Genomic DNA, 16,401 nt, shown 5'->3' with positions numbered 1-16,401 from the left:
TCTGGTCAAACTTGACTAGAGGGGGTTCAACGATGATCAAGGCACGCGGCCTCGCGCGCCGGTTCGCGACCAAGGCCGGTCCCGTGGACGCCGTGCGCGGCGTGGACATCGACGTCGCCGAGGGCGAGCTCGTCGGGTTCCTCGGGCCGAACGGCGCGGGCAAGTCCACGACGCTGCGCATGCTCACCACGCTGCTGCGGCCGACGGCGGGCACGGCGGTCATCGCCGGGCACGACCTGCTCACCGACCCGGCGGGCGTCCGGCGCAACATCGGCTACGTCGGGCAGAAGAACGGCGGCAGCCCTGAGCAGCGCGTCGCCGAGGAGCTGGAGTTCCAGGCCCGCTTCTACGGCCTGTCGAAGCACGACGCCCGCAGGAAGGTCGCCGACCTGCTCGACCGGCTCGAGCTGACCGGCCTCGAGAAGCGCGGCATCATCACGCTCTCGGGCGGCCAGCAACGCCGGCTCGACATCGCGATGGGCCTGCTGCACGACCCGCGGCTGCTGTTCCTCGACGAGCCGTCCACCGCGCTCGACCCGCAGAGCCGCCGCAACCTGTGGGACCACATCAAGCAGCTGCGGGCCGACGGCACCACGGTCTTCCTGACCACGCACTACCTCGACGAGGCCGACTTCCTCAGCGACCGGCTGCTGGTGATCGACCACGGCGCGATCGTCGGCGAGGGCTCACCGGACGAGCTGAAGAACAGCGTGTCCGGCGACCTCGTCGTGCTCGGCACCCCGCAGGCGGCGCTGGTGTCGGAGAAGTTCGAGGACGCGGTCGTGGACGGCGAGAAGGTCAGCTTCCGCGTCCCGAACGGCGACCGCGCGTTGCCGGGACTGCTGCGCGACCTCGACAACATCGGCGTCGAGCTGCACTCCGTCCAGGTGCACCGGCCGACGCTCGACGACGTGTTCCTGACCATGACCGGCCGTTCCCTGCGGGAGGACAGCAATGCGTGACACCTGGCTCGTGTTCTGGCGGGTGATGCTGCCGGTGCTGCGGTCACCGGTCGCCGTCGTGTTCGGGCTCGCCCAGCCGTTGCTCTACCTCGGGCTCTTCGGACCGCTGCTCGGCGACACCGGCTGGCAGTGGTTCGTGCCCGGCCTGCTGGTGCAGATGGCGTTGTTCGGCACCGCCTACGCGGGCTTCTCGCTGCTGCCCGAGGTGCGGACGGGCGTGATGGAACGGCTGCGGGTCACGCCGGTCAGCCGGGTCGCGCTGCTCGTCGGCAGGGTCGGCAAGGACGTCGTGCTGCTGGTCGTGCAGGGCGCGTTGATCGTGCTCGCGGCGACGCTGTTCGGGTTCCGCGCGTCGGCCGGCGAGGTCCTGCTCGGGCTCGGGCTGGTGGCGTTGCTGGGCGTCGCCATCGGCGCGCTGTCGTACGCGATCGCGTTGAAGGTGAAGCTGGAGTACGTCTTCGCGTCGGTGCTGTCGGCGACGATCGTGCCGGTGATGCTGCTGTCGGGCGTGCTGCTGCCGATGTCGAACGGCCCGAGGTGGCTCTACTGGCTCTCCCGGGTCAACCCGCTGGCGCACGTCGTCGACGCCGAGCGGTCGATCTTCAACACCGGCTCGGTGCTGTTCGGGCTGGTCGCAGCGGTGGCGTTGGTGCTGGTCGGCGTGGTCTACGGCGTCCGCACCTTCCACGAGGAGTCAGCTTGACCTGACCGCGGCGTCGTAGAGCGTCTTCTTGCTGACCCCGGCCGCCTCCGCGACCTCGGCGGCGGCCGACTTCATCCGCTCCCCGTCGGCGACCCGCTGCTTCACCTCGGCGACGAGCTTGTCGAGGTCGGGCTTCTCCTCGACAGGCGCCGGCCCGAGCACCACGGTGATCTCGCCGCGTGCGCCTTCCACGGCCCACTCGGCGAGCTCGCCCAACGTCCCGCGCACGACCTCTTCGTACTTCTTCGTCAACTCACGGCACACGGCCGCACTCCGGTCCGGTCCGAGCACCTCGACCGCGTCCGCGAGGGTCGCCGCGAGCCGGTGGGGTGCCTCGAAGAAGACGACAGTGCGTTGTTCCGTGGCGAGTGGTGCGAACCAGCGCTTGCGCTCACCGGACTTGCGCGGCGGGAAGCCGTCGAACGCGAACCGGTCGCTCGGCAGGCCGGACAGGGCGAGCGCGGTCGTCACGGCGGACGGCCCCGGCAGGCACGTGACCGTCAGGTCCTGCTCGACACACGCGGCGACGAGCCGATATCCGGGATCGGACACCGAGGGCATCCCGGCGTCCGTCACGAGCAGCACGGTCTCCCCGTTGCGGAGCGACTCCAGCAGCCCCGGAAGGCGCCCGACCTCGTTCTGGTCGTAGAAGCTGATCACCCTGCCAGTGGGCTTGACCTGCAACGCGGCGGCCAGGCCGTGGAGCCGGCGGGTGTCCTCCGCGGCGATCACGTCGGCGGTCTCCAACGCCTCGATCAGGCGCGCGGAGGCGTCGCGGATGTCGCCGAGCGGGGTGGCTGCCAGAACCAGACGGCCTGAACCGGATACAGGACTCACAAGCTTCACCCTACGATCGGCGGCGTGACAGTCCTCGTGCAGCCAGGAGAGGCGCCCGTCGTCGTCGAGGAGCCGCGCACGGATCGTGCCGCGACACTCGACCCGCCGCCGTCCGGAGACCGCCTGCGCGGCTGGCTCGTCACCATCGCCGTGACGCTCGTCGGTGCCTTCGTCCGGTTCTGGAGCCTCGGCTACCCCACCGACAAGGGCACGCCGATCTTCGACGAGAAGCACTACGTGCCGCAGTCGGCACAGGTGCTGCGCAACGGCGGCTACGAGGACAACCCGGGCTACGAGCTGATCGTCCACCCGCCGCTCGCCAAGCAGCTGATGGCGGTCGGCCAGGACCTCTTCGGCTACGACGGCATCGGCTGGCGGTTCGCGTCGGCGCTCGCGGGCACGATCACGATCCTGCTGATCGTCCGGATCGCCCGCCGCCTGACCCGGTCCGACATGCTGGGCGCGCTCGCCGGTGTCCTGCTCATCGCGGACGGCGTCTCGCACGTCCAGTCGCGGATGGGCATGCTCGACATCTTCCTGGCACTGTTCGTCGTCGCCGCCTTCGGCTGTCTCGTCGTCGACCGCGAACAGATGCGAGAACGACTCGCGGTCGCCGTCCGCGAGGGGTTCATCAACAACTCGGCGTTCGGCCCGTGGATCGGCTTCCGCTGGTGGCGCTTCGGCGCGGGCGTGATGCTCGGCGCCGCGTGCGGCATCAAGTGGTCGGGCATCTGGTACATCGCCGCGTTCGGCCTGCTGACGGTGCTCTGGAGCGCGCTGGCGCGACGGGCGGCCGGGGTCGAGGAGCCGTGGCTCGGCGCCCTCGCGAAGGACGTGCTGCCGTCGCTGGGCGGCCTGGTCGTGATCCCCGTGCTGGTCTACGTCGCGACGTGGTTCCCGTGGATGGCCAGCGAGACCGGCATCGACCGGCACGTCGTCGGCGGCAAGGTCAAGGACATCTCGTACATCCCGGACGTCCTGCAGTCGCTCTGGTACAACGCCAAGAACGTCTACAAGTTCCACGTCGAGCTGGTCACGTCGGAGACCAACCGGCACCCGTGGGAGTCGAAGCCGTGGACGTGGCCGATGGGCCTGCGTCCGATGCTCTACTACTACGACAACTCCGTCACGGGCTGCGGCGCGGCGTCGTGCCTCGGCGCGATCATGCTCATCGGCACGCCCGCGATGTGGTGGCTCGCGTTCCCGGTCATCGGCTGGGCGATCTACCGCACCGTCGGCAGGATGGACTGGCGCTACGCCGCCGTCCTGGTCGGCTACGCGGCCGGGCTGCTGCCGTGGTTCCTGAACCTCGACCGGCAGATGTACTTCTTCTACGTCACGCCGATGGCGCCGTTCCTGGTGCTGCTGATCGTGCTGGCGATGGGCGAGATCCTCGGCCGCAAGTCCGCCGGGTCCGAACGCCGCGGCACCGGTCTGCTGGTCGTGGCGCTGTACGTCGGCATCGTGGTCGCGAACTTCGTGTGGCTGTGGCCGATCCTCAACGGCAACCCGATCACCCCGGAGATGTGGCAGCAGCAGCTCTGGCTGCCCAGCTGGCGGTGACCCTCGCCTCACCGCTTCGGGCCCCCGCGCCGCCTCGCTGAGTTACGATCCCCTTGGGCTGACAGGGGGATTCGGCGAGGCATGAGCACTACCGTCCAGGCACGCGTCGCGCAGGCCAGAAAGCTGTTGGGCGCGAGCACCCGGACGCCCGCATCGCCCGGATTCCGCACCGATGTCCAGGCCCTGCGCGCGATCGCCGTGCTCGCCGTCGTCGTCAACCACTTCTGGCCCGGCGCGCTGACCGGTGGCTACATCGGCGTCGACGTCTTCTTCGTCATCTCCGGCTACCTGATCACCTCGCACCTGGGCCGCGAGATCGCCCGCACCGGCCGCGTCCGGTTCGGCACGTTCTACGCGCGCCGCATCCGGCGACTGCTGCCGGCGGCGCTGCTCGTGCTGGCCATCACGGTCCTGGTCGCGGGCGCGCTGCTGCCGTACCCGCGCTGGACCTCGACGGCCTGGGAGACCTTCGCCTCCGCCTTCTACTGGGAGAACTGGCTCCTGGCGGCGAAGTCGGTGAACTACTCGGCGCAGAACGAGGCCGCGAGCGTCGTCCAGCACTACTGGTCGCTGTCGGTGGAGGAGCAGTTCTACCTGCTCTGGCCGCTGCTGCTGGTCAGCCTGGTCATGCTGGGCGGCAACCGGCGCTGGCTCGTACCCGGCGTCGCGGGCCTCGGTGTGCTCTCGCTGGTCTTCAGCGTCGTCTACACGGCCCTGTCCCCCAACGAGGCCTACTTCAACACCTTCGCCAGGGTGTGGGAGTTCGCGCTGGGGGCGTTCGTCGCGCTGACGGCGTCGAAGCTGGTGCTGCCGCGCATCGCCGCCGAGGTGGCGTCGGGCCTCGGCTTCGCGATGATCCTCGTGCCGGCGTTCGTCTACGACCACACCTCGCCGTTCCCCGGCTCGCTCGCGTTGACGCCGACGATCGGCACAGCGCTGGTGATCGCGGCCGGGCTGCGGCCGGGACCGCAGTGGCACACGCCCGTCACGGCGTCGCAGCCCGTGCAGTTCCTGGGCAACATCAGCTACTCGCTGTACCTGTGGCACTGGCCGATCGTGATCCTGGCTCCGTTCGCGCTGGGGGACGCGCTGGAGCAGGGCGAGCTCACGACGGCGTGGCTGCTGTGGCTGCTGGCGCTGTCGTTCGCGCTGGCGTGGCTGACGAAGGTGCTGGTCGAGGACCGCGCCCGCACGTTCCCGCCGCTGGTGCGCAACACGAAGCTGACGTTCGGCGCGATGATCGCCGGGCTGCTCGCCGTGGAGATCCTCGCGGGTGGCCTGCAGTCCAGCTACTACCAGCGGGTCGCGGACGCCGAGCAGAACGTCCAGGCCGGCAAGGGCGACGCCTGCCACGGTGCCGGCGCGCTGATCGCCGCCAACGGCTGCCCCGACCCGTTCGGTCCCGCCCGCGTCCCGGAGATGGGCCCCGCGAACGAGTACTGGCGGCTCGCGCGGGAGTGCGAGGAGACCGACTACTTCAAGGTCGACAACAAGTCGACGGTGAAGGTGTGCGACTTCAGCGGTGACGGCGAGCCGACCAAGACCGTGTGGCTGCTGGGCGACTCGCACGCCGAGCAGTGGCAGACGCCGGTGTTCGAGGTGGCGCGCAAGGAGAAGTGGCTGCTCAAGATCGGCATCCTGGGCGGGTGCCCGTTCGCGGACGTCCAGTTCACCGGCTACCGCAGCGCCGCGGGCCCGCGCGACATCCAGCGCTGCCGCGACTGGACGGCGCAGATGTTCCCGGCGATCACCAACGACAAGCCGGCGATGGTGCTGATGTCGTTCTTCTCGCGCCAGGAGTTCGTGGACGACGGCAGCGGCCGCAGCCAGACCGAGCAGTACCGCGAGGGCATCGAGCCGTGGTGGGCGGCGTGGACGGCGACCGGCACGCAGGTGTTCGTGTTCGCGGACCCGCCCTACAACCGCGACGTCCGGTCGACCAGCTGCGTGCTGCTGAACCGGACGAACCCGAAGACGTGCGCGATTCCCCGTGAGCGGGCCCAGCCGCCGGAGCCGCTGGGCGAGGTCGCGAGGTCGTCGAGCAACCCGCGCGTGTCGGTGATCGACCTGACAAACTACTTCTGCGACGACAGGCTCTGCTACGGCGTGATCGGCAACGTGGCGGTCTACTACGACGGCGACCACGTCAACAGCGAGTACAGCCGCACGTTGACGCCGATGGTGGAGAAGGCGCTCAGCTCCCGCTGATCTCCAGCGCCCTCTCCCTGGTGAGCGGGCCCTCGAGCCTCATCGTGACCTGGTCCCGTTGCCAGAGCAGGGTTTGCGCCGCCTTCGTCGGCTGCTCGGTGTGCCAGGCGCCGTTCCGGTCGATGTAGAAGAACTCGTGCGGCTGCGGGATCCAGACCTTGTCGCCGAACTGCTCGACGCCCTCGCCGTGGACGAGCTTGCCGATCGTCGAGGAGATCGTGCCGTCGAACTGGTCGAGCGTGAGGTCGCCGTAGTGCAGGCTGACGAACCGTCCTTCGTGGACGGTGATCCTGTCGGGAGTGCCGAGCTTCGCCGGGAGGTGGATCTCGAACGGCATCTGCTCGCGGGCGTCGTCGAGCGAGACCTCCTGGCTGGGCAGCGGAGGCGCGGTGCTCGCGGGTGCCTCCGTGCGGAACTCGACCCCTGCGAACTCCAGCAGGCTCTGCACGCCCGCCCGCACCGCCGGGGACACGGCGAAGGCGACGGCGAACGCCGTGACGGCGGCGATCACCGTCGTGAGCCACCGGTTTCGCTTGCGCGGGGCGTTGATCCTCGTGAGGACCTGTGCGGTCACGGCCGGCGGTTCCGGCACGTGGACCTGCCGGCCGAGGTCGCGGAGGGCGGCCTCCAGCGGGTCATCGATCACGGGCCACCTCCTCCAGCATCGGGCGCAGCTTGGCGAGCGCGCGGGACAGCCGCGACTTCACGGTTCCCCTGGCGAGGCCGAGGGTCTGCGCGGTCTCGGCCTCGCTCAGGTCGAGCAGGTACCGGCACGTGACGACCTGGCGGTCGTGGTCGGAGAGGTTCTTCAGCGCCTGCAGGAGCTTCGCCCGGGAGTCGTCGACGAGCGTGCCCGGATCGTCGTGGTCGACGGTCTCGGTGATGGAGGCGATCCTCAGTTCCATCAGGTTGCGGCGCCGGCGGCTGCGGTGGAGGTTCTTGGTCTCGTTGGCGACGATCTTGAGCAGCCACGGCCTGAAGTCGGCGCCCTGCTTGAACGTGCCGAGCTTGCGGTAGGCCTTCACGAACGCCTCCTGCACCACGTCACCGGCGTCCGCACCGGCGCCGAGCAGGTAGGCGGTCCGGTGCGCGAGCGCGGTGTGGCGGGCGACCAGCTCGCCGTAGGCCGCCTGGTCACCTGCGATCGCCCGTGCCACCGCGTCGTCCGTGATGCCTTTCCTACACCGGGAACCCCGGGTCGGTTCCCGGTGTAACCGGTGCATGAGGATTTTCGCGTTGATGTGCGCGTTCCTGCTGATCGGTGCGCCGTCCGCCCACGCGGGTGCCTGGGCGGTCACGTACGTGGACCCCGTGCCGTCGGTCCAGCCGTCCGTCACGAACACCGTCGGGTTTTGGGTGCTGCAGCACGGCACCCACCCGTACACCGGGGACGACCTCGGCAAGACCGGGCTGCGGTTCCGGTCCGGGTCCTCCGAGCGCGTGTTCACCGGCGTGCCGCTGGGCGAGCCCGCGCACTACGCGGTGACGTTCGCGTTGCCGGAGGGGGTGTACGAGGTCTTCGGGGTGCAGGGCATGTTCCCCGACCACGCGATCGGGACGCTGACCGTGCCGGGAACGTTGCAGGTGAAGCCCGTGGACCCGCAGCTCGTCATGCCGAGAGCCACCGAACCGTCGCCGTGGGGTGAGATCGCGCCGCCCGTGGGGAAGCCGGTGAGCGCTCCTGAGCCCGCGGCCGTGACGCAGCCGGTGACCCCGGCGTCCGAGCCCGTGCCGGTGTGGGTCGTCGGGCTGGTCGTCGTGGGTGCGGCGGGGGTGTTCCTGGTCCTGCGCAAGCGGTTGCGGCCGGCTGCGCGGAGGTGAGTGGTGAGGCGATCGGCGGAAACCGCCTCACCACTCTTCGCAGGGCATCCGCGTGAGATGCCGAAGCCTTCCGAGTGGACCACGGCTTAGGTCGTTGAACGGTGAACCACTGTTACGGACCGGTACAACGTTCACCCGGTTCGCCTAAGCAGTAACCGCGGATGTGCTCTCACCAGGGGTGATGGGTTAGCATCGCCGCTCGCCAACCCAATCGAGTGACCCTCGAACGACGTACTGCCGTGCTCGGGGTCGTCGTGCGGGGTTCTGACCTGGGGAGATCAGCGCGGTATGAGCACCACTGTCGAGTCACGCCCGGAGCACGACAGCCGAAGACCGGACGACAAGCCGAAGGCGCCGGGGTTCCGCACCGACATCCAGGCCCTGCGGGCGATCGCCGTGCTCGCCGTCGTGGTCAACCACTTCTGGCCGGACGCGCTGACCGGCGGCTACATCGGTGTCGACGTCTTCTTCGTCATCTCGGGCTTCCTGATCACCTCGCACCTCGACCGCGAGATCGTCCGCACCGGCAGGGTGCGGCTGGGCAAGTTCTACGCGCGGCGCGTCCGGCGACTGCTGCCCGCGGCGTTCCTGGTCCTCGTCGTCAGCGTCGTCCTGGCGTACTTCCTGCTCCCGTACCCGCGCTGGACGGCGAACGCCTGGGAGTCGTTCGCCGCCGCGTCCTACTGGGAGAACTGGCTGCTCGCGGGCAAGTCGGTGAACTACTCGGCGCAGAACGAGGCCGCGAGCCTCGTGCAGCACTACTGGTCGCTGTCGGTGGAGGAGCAGTTCTACCTGTTCTGGCCGCTGCTGCTGATGGGCATGTTCAAGATCGGCCGGCGCCGCTGGGTGGTCGCGGGCGTCCTCGTGCTCGGCGCGGTGTCCCTGGGCCTGAGCGTCTACTACACGACCGTCTCGCCGAGCGCGGCGTACTTCATCACGCCGGTCCGCGTGTGGGAGTTCGCGATCGGCGCGGGCGTCGCCCTGGCCGCCTCGCGACTGGCGCTGCCGCGGGTGGCGGCGGAGCTCGCCGCGTTCGCCGGTCTGGCGATGATCCTCACGACGGCGTTCGTCTACGACCACCACACGCCGTTCCCCGGCTACCTCGCCCTGGTCCCGGCTGTCGGCACCGGCCTGGTGATCGTCTCGGGCATGCGCCCCGGCCGCCAGTGGCACACGGCCGTCACCGCGTCCCGCCCGGTCCAGTTCGTCGGCGACGTGAGCTACTCGTTGTACCTGTGGCACTGGCCGGTGGTGCTGCTCGCGCCGTTCGCGCTGAGCGGCCTGCTGGACAAGGGCGAGCTCAGCACGCCGTGGCTGCTCGGCCTGGTCGCGTTCTCGCTGGCACTCGCCTGGCTGTCCAAGGTGGTCGTCGAGGACCGCGGCATGTCGTGGGGCCCGCTGACCCGCAGCAGCGGCCTGACGTTCGCGGGCATGGTGGCCGGCATCGCCGTCGTCGCCGTGCTCGCGACGGGCCTGCAGTGGACCTACGACCGCCACGTGGCCCAGGCCGAACGCGACGTGGCCGCCGGCCTGAGCAGCCCGTGCAACGGCGCCGGGGCCATGATCGGCGTGAACGGCTGCCCGACCCCGTTCGGCCCGGCCCGCGTGACCGCCATGGGCCCGGCCAACGAGTACTGGCGCACGGCTCCGGAGTGCAGGCAGATCCAGGACTACAACGCCGACGACAAGCACACGACGACGATCTGCGACTTCTCCGGCGGCTCCCCGTCGGCCGAGAAGGTCTGGCTGGTGGGCGACTCGCACGCACAGCAGTGGCAGTCCGCGCTCTTCGAGGTGGCTCGTGAACGCAAGTGGCACCTCAAGCTCGCGTACCTGGGCGGCTGCCCGTTCGCCGACGTGAGGGTGGTCGAGTTCCGCGGCAACATCCCGGCGGCCAAGGACGTGGACCGCTGCTCGACCTGGACGCGGCGCATGACCGACGTGATCGCGGACGACCGACCGTCGAAGGTGCTGACGTCGTTCTTCGCCCGCAAGGAGGTCGTGGCCGGCGGCAACCAGACCGACCGCTACCGCGCGGGCCTGGAACCCCGCTGGCGCAAGTGGACCGACGCGGGCGCACGGGTCTACGTCCTGGCCGACCCGCCGTACAACGGCGACGTGCGCAATCCGGACTGCGTGACCCTGAACCCGACGAACCCGCAGGCGTGCGCGGTGCCGCGTTCCGTCGCCCATCCGGTCGACCCGCTGGTGGAGGTCGCGCGGACGACGAAGGTGCCCGGGGTGTCGTTGGTCGACCTGAGCGAGTACTTCTGCGACGACGCGCAGTGCTACTCGGTGATCGGGAACGTGGTCGTGTACTTCGACCCGGACCACGTGAACGGGGAGTACAGCAGGAGCTTGGCGCCGGTGATCGCGAAGGCGCTGGACTGAGCGGGTGAGGCCCCGGCAGGGGCCTCACCCCGTTTCACGCTTCGACCGGAACGGCGGCCACCGCTGTCTGCGGCTCGGGCCCGTCCTGCGACGAGGGAGCGGTCGACACCAGCGCCACGGGAACGTCGGCGGGCGGCACGAACGCGGCCTCGGCCCTGATCTTCGGTGGTGTGGCGGCCCACGGCTTGAGGTTCTGCACGATCTCCTCGTAGAACGACGACACCGCGGTCAGCACCGAGTCGATGAACGAGTTGCGCCCGGTACCGCGCTTCGACCCCATCGGCACCGAGATCTCGACCCGGAACCCGCGGATCTCCTTCTGCGGGTCGGCGATGAGCACCGCGGGGTTGGCCCGCACGGTGCCCAGCAGCTCGGAGGCGCCTGCGCCTCGCCCGTGCGCGACGAAAGCCTCCAGGCGCACGGAGTCGGGAGCGTTCTTCAGCTGCCGGACCAGCCAGTTGATCCGCGTCGCTGGACGGCCCTCCTTGGGACCTTCCACGTCGACCCCGCAGATCACCCGGCCCGCCCGCAGGTCGGCGATGACGTGCAACGTCCCGACGGTGTCGGGAATCCGGATTCCCCCGGTCAGCTTCCCGTCCGCCACCAGCTGCGCGACCTGCCGGGACAGCCGGACCTGCGGTTCGGCGATGTCCTTGCGGGACAACGCCGGCGTGACGTCGGTGCCGAGGCGCCGCCCGAGCTGCAACCCGGCGAAGCGCAGCAGTGCCTCGAACCGCAGCACCACGTCGAGCGCGGTCTTGTCGGTCGCGCGGAGCGTGCGGGCCTCCACCGCGTCGCGCAGCGGAACCCACGACTGCCCCATGTCCTCGAACGCCATGGCTCCCGACCGCGGGTGCTCGAGGTACCGGATCAGCTCGCCGAGGATCCACGCCTGGTCGGGGTCGGCCACCCCGCGGTGTTCCTTCTGCATCACCGCTTCGCAGAGCACCTCGCTCCACGACAGGTGGTGCAGCGCGACCTTCTTGAGCTTCTTCCGGTCCACCGGGGTCGGGTGCTGTCCGGGCAGCGGCGAGATCTCGTTCGAGATGGTGACCACCGCGTCGAACCCGAACTCGCGTGCGATGTCGAGGTAGTTCTCCAGCTGCTCGACCTGGAGCTCGTTGGACCCGGTCTTCACCTCGACCAGCGCGGTCCACGACTTCTGCCCGCGAGTCACGCGGATGAGGCCGTCCGGGATGAGCTTGCGCCCGTCGAGCTCGAACGGAACCTCGATGAACGTCTGCACGGCGGCAGCGGGCGCTCCCAGCGGCTGGGTCAACGCCCGCCCGAACTCGCGCACCGCCGACATGACGGCCAGCAGCGCCGATGTCGCCCGTCGCTCCTGCTCTTCGGCTCCGTTGATGCCCGAGGTCGGGATCAGGCGTGCGGCGTGCCAGCTCTCTTCAGCGGTCATGGTTCCCTCGCATGGCGGCTTTTGCGGTCAGGAAACAACGCTGTCGTCGTCGTGGAACTCCTGACGGCCGTTACCGCCCTGCGAGGTCGTTCACCCGGTTCGCCTACATGGGCATGTGCCGCGTAGGAGGAGGCCCGGGCTTGGTGATCATCTTCGTCACCGGCCCCTCCTTGCTCATCCCCTGCTGGTCCAGGAACTGCGACAGCTGCCCCCGCACCTGGGCCAACGTGGGCCGGCGCCCCGGCTCCGGATCCATCGCCGCCAGCAACAACCGGGCGTGCGCGCTGTTCTGCGGCAGCTTCGTGATCGGCTCACCCTGCGCAGCGGCCATCAGCGAGGAGATGGGGTTCTCGCGGGAGCCGCGGGGCGGGTGGCCGGTCAGGGCGTACGACACGGTGGCGGCGAGCTGCCACGAGTCGGACGCCGGGGAGGCCGCGTCGCCCCGTGCGGTCTCGGGGGCCAGGAAGTCCGGCGTGCCGACCATCATGCCGGTGGCGGTCAGCGTGCTGTCGCCCTTGGAGCGGGCGATGCCGAAGTCGATCAGGTGCGCGGTGCCCTGGCCGTCGACGATCACGTTGGACGGCTTCACGTCGCGGTGCAGGACGCCCCGGTCGTGGGCGGCGGCCAGTGCGTCGGCCATGTTCAGCCACAGGCGGGCGGCCAGCTTGTCGTCGATCAGGCCGTTCTTCAGCACCGTCTCGGACAGCGAGGCGCCCTCGATGTACTCCATCACCAGCGCCAGGCCGTCCGGGTCCTGGACGATGTCGAACACCCGCACGCAGTTGGGGTGCCGGACGGCGGCCAGGGCACGGGCCTCGCGGAGCATGCGGGCCTCGGTCTCGTTGTCCGGGGCGTGCGCGAGCTTCACGGCGACCGTGCGGTCGAGCTGCTCGTCGACGGCCAGCCAGACCGTGCCGAAGCCGCCGGAACCGAGCTGGCGGACCCGGCGGAACCTGCCGTTGCCCGGGTTCCAGACCTTGCCCGACTTCTGCACCGGCGACGGCGCGTCGGCGTTCGCGGCGCCAGGACCGAACGGCAGCGGGCCCGGCGTGTCGGCCAGGACTGCGGGCTGGGACGGCTGCGGCGGCTGGGCGACGCGGGTCGGCGGGTACTGCGGCGGCGGCTGGTTCACCGGGCGCATCGGCCGGTTCATCGGTGCCGGCTGGTACTTCGGCACCTGCGCCGGCTGGTACGGCGGCGGGTTCTGGGTCGGCTGGTGCTGCGACGGCTGGTGCGGCGGGGGCTGGTGCTGGGACGCGTTGATGGGCTTCGTCGGCGCCTTCTTCTGCGGGTTCTGCGGAAGCTGGGGCTGCGGTGTGCGCGCCACCGGCTGCGGTGGCGGCGGGTTCTGCGAGTTCCGGTCGGCAGACCGGTCGCGGCCGGGGCGGTTGAGCATGGCGGTAGTCAACCCGAAAATCCGCACGACGATTGAGCCGATTACCGCAATCGGCAGAAAGCCCAGGAGCACATGGCCCACCAGGGTCACGGGGAGTGCCGACGTCGCTGCGAGGAGCACCAGGAACGGCAGCCAGAACACCCGCTTCGGCCAGCTCGGCCCGAGCCGGAACGCGGAGCCGGCCTGCAGCATCACGAAGAGCAGGCAGAGCAGCGCCAGCACGACGGTCACGGCGGCGGCGATCAGGAAGACGGGAGCCTCACCGGGCCGCTGGGCCACGCCGATGATCGACGGCGTGTTGTCGACGAGGTAGCGCCCCTGCGAGAACTGGTTGAAGCACGTCAGGTCGTCCAGCGAACCCGACCCCGCGACGGTGCGCCTGCCCAGTCCCTGCACGGTGCCGCGCATGATCAGCCACGGCAGCACCAGGCAGCTCACGACGCCGAGCACGGCGAAGATCCCGCCGGTCACCGGACCGTAGGAGTTGCCGACGACTCTGCGCACCGCGATGGACAGCAGCGCCCCGACCGTGGGGAACAACCCGAGCACCGCACCGAGCGCCGTGGTGGTCCACACCCAGTCACCGGGGCAGACATTCCCGCCCACGAAGCCGTGCAGCCACGTGAGCAAGGACTCCGCGAGCCCCACGACCCACACCACCCCTTCCGCGATCACCCCCAGCCTAGGCGTCCTGACAGCCTACGGTGCGTGATTGGTCTGCGGTTGACGCCACAGCAACCCTTTCGCCGATCGCCGCGTCGCACCCACCCGTTCGCCGTAGTCCTGGACGGCCCTCCACCTCTACAACGCGGCAGAGCCTTGCTCCGTTGACCACCTCCGCCACCGCGGGTAGCGCGCGGTGATCGCGAGCGTCGTCACGACCGTCTCGACGTGCGGCTTCGCCAGGAAGTCCTCCGCGCGCGACGGCACGGGGGCGGGTGCCGGCTCGACCTCCGCCCGTCTCGTGAGGACACCGTTGCGCGAGTCCCGTTCCGGGGTGCGGTCGGGATCGCGCAGCTCGGACCGCACGTGTCTCAGCTCGTCGGTCGCGTTGCCCACCGCACGCACCGCGAGGTGCTCCTCCTCGGCGAGCTGCCGCCAGAGCCGGTCCGCCTGCTCCGGGTCGGCGTACTCGACGAGTCTGCTCACCTCGATGTGCGTGTAGAGGTAGGTCTCCACGGCGTCATGAGCGATCTCGAACGCGTCCGACACGTCGAGCCAACGTTTTCTGGCCCGGTAGCGGTACTCGTCGAACCTCGTGCTCGCGACGCCGGTCCACCCGCCGGCCGTCGCCTTGGCGTGTGCGAACGCCACGGATGCGCACTCGTCGCGCATCCGCTTCAACCACTCCTGGACGCTCAGGAGGGAGTGGAAGTCGCTGGAGAGGCTCACGCGGGAAAGACGTCCACCTGTTCGTAATGGCGGGCTGTGTCGAGGAGGCGGTCTGCTGTGCCTTCAACGTCGCGCACCAGCTCCGCCGTCGCGTGGTCGGAGGCATCTCGGAACCGGGCCAGTGCGGCGAACAGCTCGCCGCGGGAGGCGTCCGGGCAGCCGTCCCGGTGGCGGGCGAGGGAGGTGACGCTCTCGGCGGCCTGCGACAGCGGCCGGGCGAGTGCCCGCACCTCGGCCGGGTCGACGCTGAACCCGTTCACACGGCACCTCCCGGCGGAAAAGTTTGGTGTGGAACGATATCCGCTCCTCAGCCGATGAGCTCCCGGATGTCGGCAGCTGAGACGAACACCATCTCCTCGCGCGCCGCGCCCGCGTCGACCACGACCCCGACGCCGAGCGGTGCGACCAACGGCAGCAGCTCCGCGCCCTCGACCTCCAGCCACCGGTCGTCCCACGAGAAGCCCTTGAGACGGCGGTAGGCGACGAGCCGGTCGAGGCCGGTGAACGCGAGCACCGCGCGTTCGTGCCCGGTGACGTCGGCGGCGACCAGGCCGGGGCGGCCGGGATCCGGCAGGTAGACGGTGGTGTTGAGCAGCTCGGCGACGACCTCGGGGTCACCGGCGCGGGCCAGCTCGCGCAGCCGCGGCACCGGTGTCTCGTACATCGGCCGCCTCGACAGCTGGTGTTCGAGGTCCACAGCGGACGCGGGGTCGTCCGGGTCGACCACGTAGTGCGGGACGCAGTGCAGCGACGGCGGGATGTCGTCGAGGCTCGCGCCGGGCAGCACGACGACGATCACCTTGCGCTGGAACAGCTCCGGCTGCCGCATGAGCAGCCCGCGCAGGTGCTTGAGCTCGTACTCCACCCCGCGGCTGTCCGGGTTGCGGCCGCTGAACGCGAGAGCCCACCCCGGCGACACGGCGACGGCGATCCGGTCCGCGTCCTCCATGTGCTGCAGGCAGAACGTCGACCAGTCGACGGGTTCGTGCTGGTGGTAGAGGTCGATCTCGGGCTTCGCGCCGATCCGGTGCAGCAGCCCGGCGAACCGGTGCAGGGTGTCCCGCCACGCTCTGGTGCGCGCGGCGTCCCATCCAGGACTCGTATGTGCCCAGACCACGAACACTTCGGGACGCATCGGCGCATCATGCCCCAAAGCGGTCGATCAGCCGTCGCAGACCTCGTGGTCGGCCCGCAGCCACGAACCGCCGGGACCGTCGAAGTGCTCCACCGCCTCGGCGGGTGCGGGAGGCAGGTCGCCCAGACCCGCCACGAACTCGACGGTCCACCGGTGCCGGGCCGCGGGGTTGGTGTCCTCGAACTCGTCAGCGAGACCGCGGGTGTGCTCCCGCGTCCGCACGGTGATCTTCGAACCGAGCAGGCCGTCCTCACCGGGCCCGCAGACTGCCTCCAGCCGGGCACGGACCCACTGCGGCGGGAAGACGGGGTCCGCCTCGACCTCGGAGGCGACCGCGGAGCAGGAGGAGCCGTGGACGCGCGCCTCCAGCGAGGCCCGGAAGACGCCGAGCTCACCGGCCGTGCAGCCGGTGAGAACGCGTGCTTCGACAGCTGTCTCCGCGACGGAGACGACGGGACGGGCGGCCGCGCACCTCGCGGCGGGTGCGGCGGCCGACGCCGTTGCTCCCCCGGAGGTGACGGCCACGAGTAATAACGCGGCGACCACGGACCTCATGCGGGACAACCTATTTGCGGTCAC

The 16,401-nt window shown here is 70.2% G+C and carries 15 protein-coding genes; 6 read left to right on the top strand and 9 right to left on the bottom strand.

The genetic code is table 11. The features are described from left to right. Positions 1-32: 32 nt before the first annotated feature. Together ACFWV3_RS39205 and ACFWV3_RS39200 are read left to right on the top strand one after the other, a co-directional pair. Complete coding sequence (locus ACFWV3_RS39205; protein ID WP_382418999.1) at positions 33-962, top strand: ATP-binding cassette domain-containing protein; 930 nt, start codon at positions 33-35, stop codon at positions 960-962. Beyond that, positions 955-1,665, top strand: a complete 711-nt coding sequence (locus ACFWV3_RS39200; RefSeq protein ID WP_382418998.1) for an ABC transporter permease — start codon at positions 955-957, stop codon at positions 1,663-1,665. The genes ACFWV3_RS39205 and ACFWV3_RS39200 overlap by 8 nt, the downstream gene beginning before the upstream one ends. Here the strand turns inward: ACFWV3_RS39200 and rsmI are convergent. Beyond that, positions 1,657-2,502: a 16S rRNA (cytidine(1402)-2'-O)-methyltransferase gene (rsmI, locus tag ACFWV3_RS39195; RefSeq protein WP_382418997.1), complete on the bottom strand. Its 846-nt coding sequence runs from the start codon at positions 2,500-2,502 to the stop codon at positions 1,657-1,659. The genes ACFWV3_RS39200 and rsmI overlap by 9 nt on opposite strands. 24 nt (positions 2,503-2,526) lie before the next feature. Between rsmI and ACFWV3_RS39190 the strand changes: the two genes are divergently transcribed. Both ACFWV3_RS39190 and ACFWV3_RS39185 read left to right on the top strand, forming a co-directional pair. Further along, positions 2,527-4,065: a dolichyl-phosphate-mannose--protein mannosyltransferase gene (locus ACFWV3_RS39190; protein ID WP_382418996.1), complete on the top strand. Its 1,539-nt coding sequence runs from the start codon at positions 2,527-2,529 to the stop codon at positions 4,063-4,065. A gap of 81 nt (positions 4,066-4,146) precedes the next feature. Then, the gene (locus tag ACFWV3_RS39185) at positions 4,147-6,273 is read left to right on the top strand and encodes an acyltransferase family protein (RefSeq protein WP_382418995.1); all 2,127 of its coding nucleotides are present in this window, start codon (positions 4,147-4,149) and stop codon (positions 6,271-6,273) included. Here ACFWV3_RS39185 and ACFWV3_RS39180 read toward each other — a convergent pair. Further along, the gene (locus ACFWV3_RS39180; protein ID WP_382418994.1) at positions 6,260-6,919 is read right to left on the bottom strand and encodes a hypothetical protein; all 660 of its coding nucleotides are present in this window, start codon (positions 6,917-6,919) and stop codon (positions 6,260-6,262) included. The two genes, ACFWV3_RS39185 and ACFWV3_RS39180, sit on opposite strands and share 14 nt — an antisense overlap. Beyond that, positions 6,909-7,430 carry an RNA polymerase sigma factor gene (locus tag ACFWV3_RS39175; protein WP_382418993.1) on the bottom strand — a complete coding sequence of 174 codons (522 nt, stop codon included), beginning with the start codon at positions 7,428-7,430 and terminating at the stop codon, positions 6,909-6,911. Before ACFWV3_RS39175 ends, ACFWV3_RS39180 begins: the two co-directional genes overlap by 11 nt. Before the next feature lie 64 nt (positions 7,431-7,494). Between ACFWV3_RS39175 and ACFWV3_RS39170 the strand changes: the two genes are divergently transcribed. After that, positions 7,495-8,094 (top strand): hypothetical protein, encoded by a 600-nt coding sequence (locus ACFWV3_RS39170; RefSeq protein ID WP_382418992.1) that lies wholly within the window; start codon positions 7,495-7,497, stop codon positions 8,092-8,094. A 288-nt stretch (positions 8,095-8,382) separates the two neighbouring features. Next, entirely contained in the window at positions 8,383-10,485 is a 2,103-nt protein-coding gene (locus ACFWV3_RS39165; RefSeq protein WP_382418991.1) for an acyltransferase family protein, read from the top strand. A 34-nt stretch (positions 10,486-10,519) separates the two neighbouring features. On the opposite strand, the gene ACFWV3_RS39160 is transcribed toward ACFWV3_RS39165, so the two are convergent. The 6 genes from ACFWV3_RS39160 to ACFWV3_RS39135 form a co-directional block, all read right to left on the bottom strand. Then, positions 10,520-11,899 carry a hypothetical protein gene (locus ACFWV3_RS39160; RefSeq protein ID WP_382418990.1) on the bottom strand — a complete coding sequence of 460 codons (1,380 nt, stop codon included), beginning with the start codon at positions 11,897-11,899 and terminating at the stop codon, positions 10,520-10,522. 103 nt (positions 11,900-12,002) lie between these two features. Next, positions 12,003-13,970 (bottom strand): protein kinase, encoded by a 1,968-nt coding sequence (locus tag ACFWV3_RS39155; RefSeq protein WP_382418989.1) that lies wholly within the window; start codon positions 13,968-13,970, stop codon positions 12,003-12,005. Between the two features lie 126 nt (positions 13,971-14,096). Next, on the bottom strand, positions 14,097-14,687 hold the full coding sequence (locus ACFWV3_RS39150) for a putative T7SS-secreted protein (RefSeq protein WP_382418988.1): 591 nt from the start codon (positions 14,685-14,687) through the stop codon (positions 14,097-14,099). Further along, a complete protein-coding gene (locus ACFWV3_RS39145; RefSeq protein ID WP_382418987.1) occupies positions 14,684-14,947 on the bottom strand; it encodes a hypothetical protein in 264 nt (87 codons plus the stop codon). Before ACFWV3_RS39145 ends, ACFWV3_RS39150 begins: the two co-directional genes overlap by 4 nt. A gap of 47 nt (positions 14,948-14,994) precedes the next feature. Beyond that, positions 14,995-15,822, bottom strand: coding sequence for a hypothetical protein (locus ACFWV3_RS39140; RefSeq protein ID WP_382418986.1), 828 nt, complete (start codon positions 15,820-15,822; stop codon positions 14,995-14,997). 27 nt (positions 15,823-15,849) lie between these two features. Next, positions 15,850-16,377 carry a hypothetical protein gene (locus ACFWV3_RS39135; RefSeq protein WP_382418985.1) on the bottom strand — a complete coding sequence of 176 codons (528 nt, stop codon included), beginning with the start codon at positions 16,375-16,377 and terminating at the stop codon, positions 15,850-15,852. Positions 16,378-16,401: the final 24 nt, after the last annotated feature.

Origin of the sequence: Lentzea sp. NPDC059081, assembly GCF_042738015.1 — a bacterium.
Lineage (GTDB): Bacteria > Actinomycetota > Actinomycetes > Mycobacteriales > Pseudonocardiaceae > Lentzea.
The sequence above is the reverse complement of the archived record's forward strand: the minus strand, read 5'-3'. Positions and strand labels throughout refer to the sequence as shown.

Coding starts and splice junctions, on each gene's coding strand:
- ACFWV3_RS39165 (WP_382418991.1), top strand. CDS start 8,383: ATGAGCACCACTGTCGAGTCACGCCCGGAGCACGACAGCCGAAGACCG.
- ACFWV3_RS39135 (WP_382418985.1), bottom strand. CDS start 16,377: ATGAGGTCCGTGGTCGCCGCGTTATTACTCGTGGCCGTCACCTCCGGG.
- ACFWV3_RS39185 (WP_382418995.1), top strand. CDS start 4,147: ATGAGCACTACCGTCCAGGCACGCGTCGCGCAGGCCAGAAAGCTGTTG.
- ACFWV3_RS39205 (WP_382418999.1), top strand. CDS start 33: ATGATCAAGGCACGCGGCCTCGCGCGCCGGTTCGCGACCAAGGCCGGT.
- ACFWV3_RS39140 (WP_382418986.1), bottom strand. CDS start 15,822: ATGCGTCCCGAAGTGTTCGTGGTCTGGGCACATACGAGTCCTGGATGG.
- ACFWV3_RS39200 (WP_382418998.1), top strand. CDS start 955: ATGCGTGACACCTGGCTCGTGTTCTGGCGGGTGATGCTGCCGGTGCTG.
- ACFWV3_RS39160 (WP_382418990.1), bottom strand. CDS start 11,899: ATGACCGCTGAAGAGAGCTGGCACGCCGCACGCCTGATCCCGACCTCG.
- ACFWV3_RS39170 (WP_382418992.1), top strand. CDS start 7,495: ATGAGGATTTTCGCGTTGATGTGCGCGTTCCTGCTGATCGGTGCGCCG.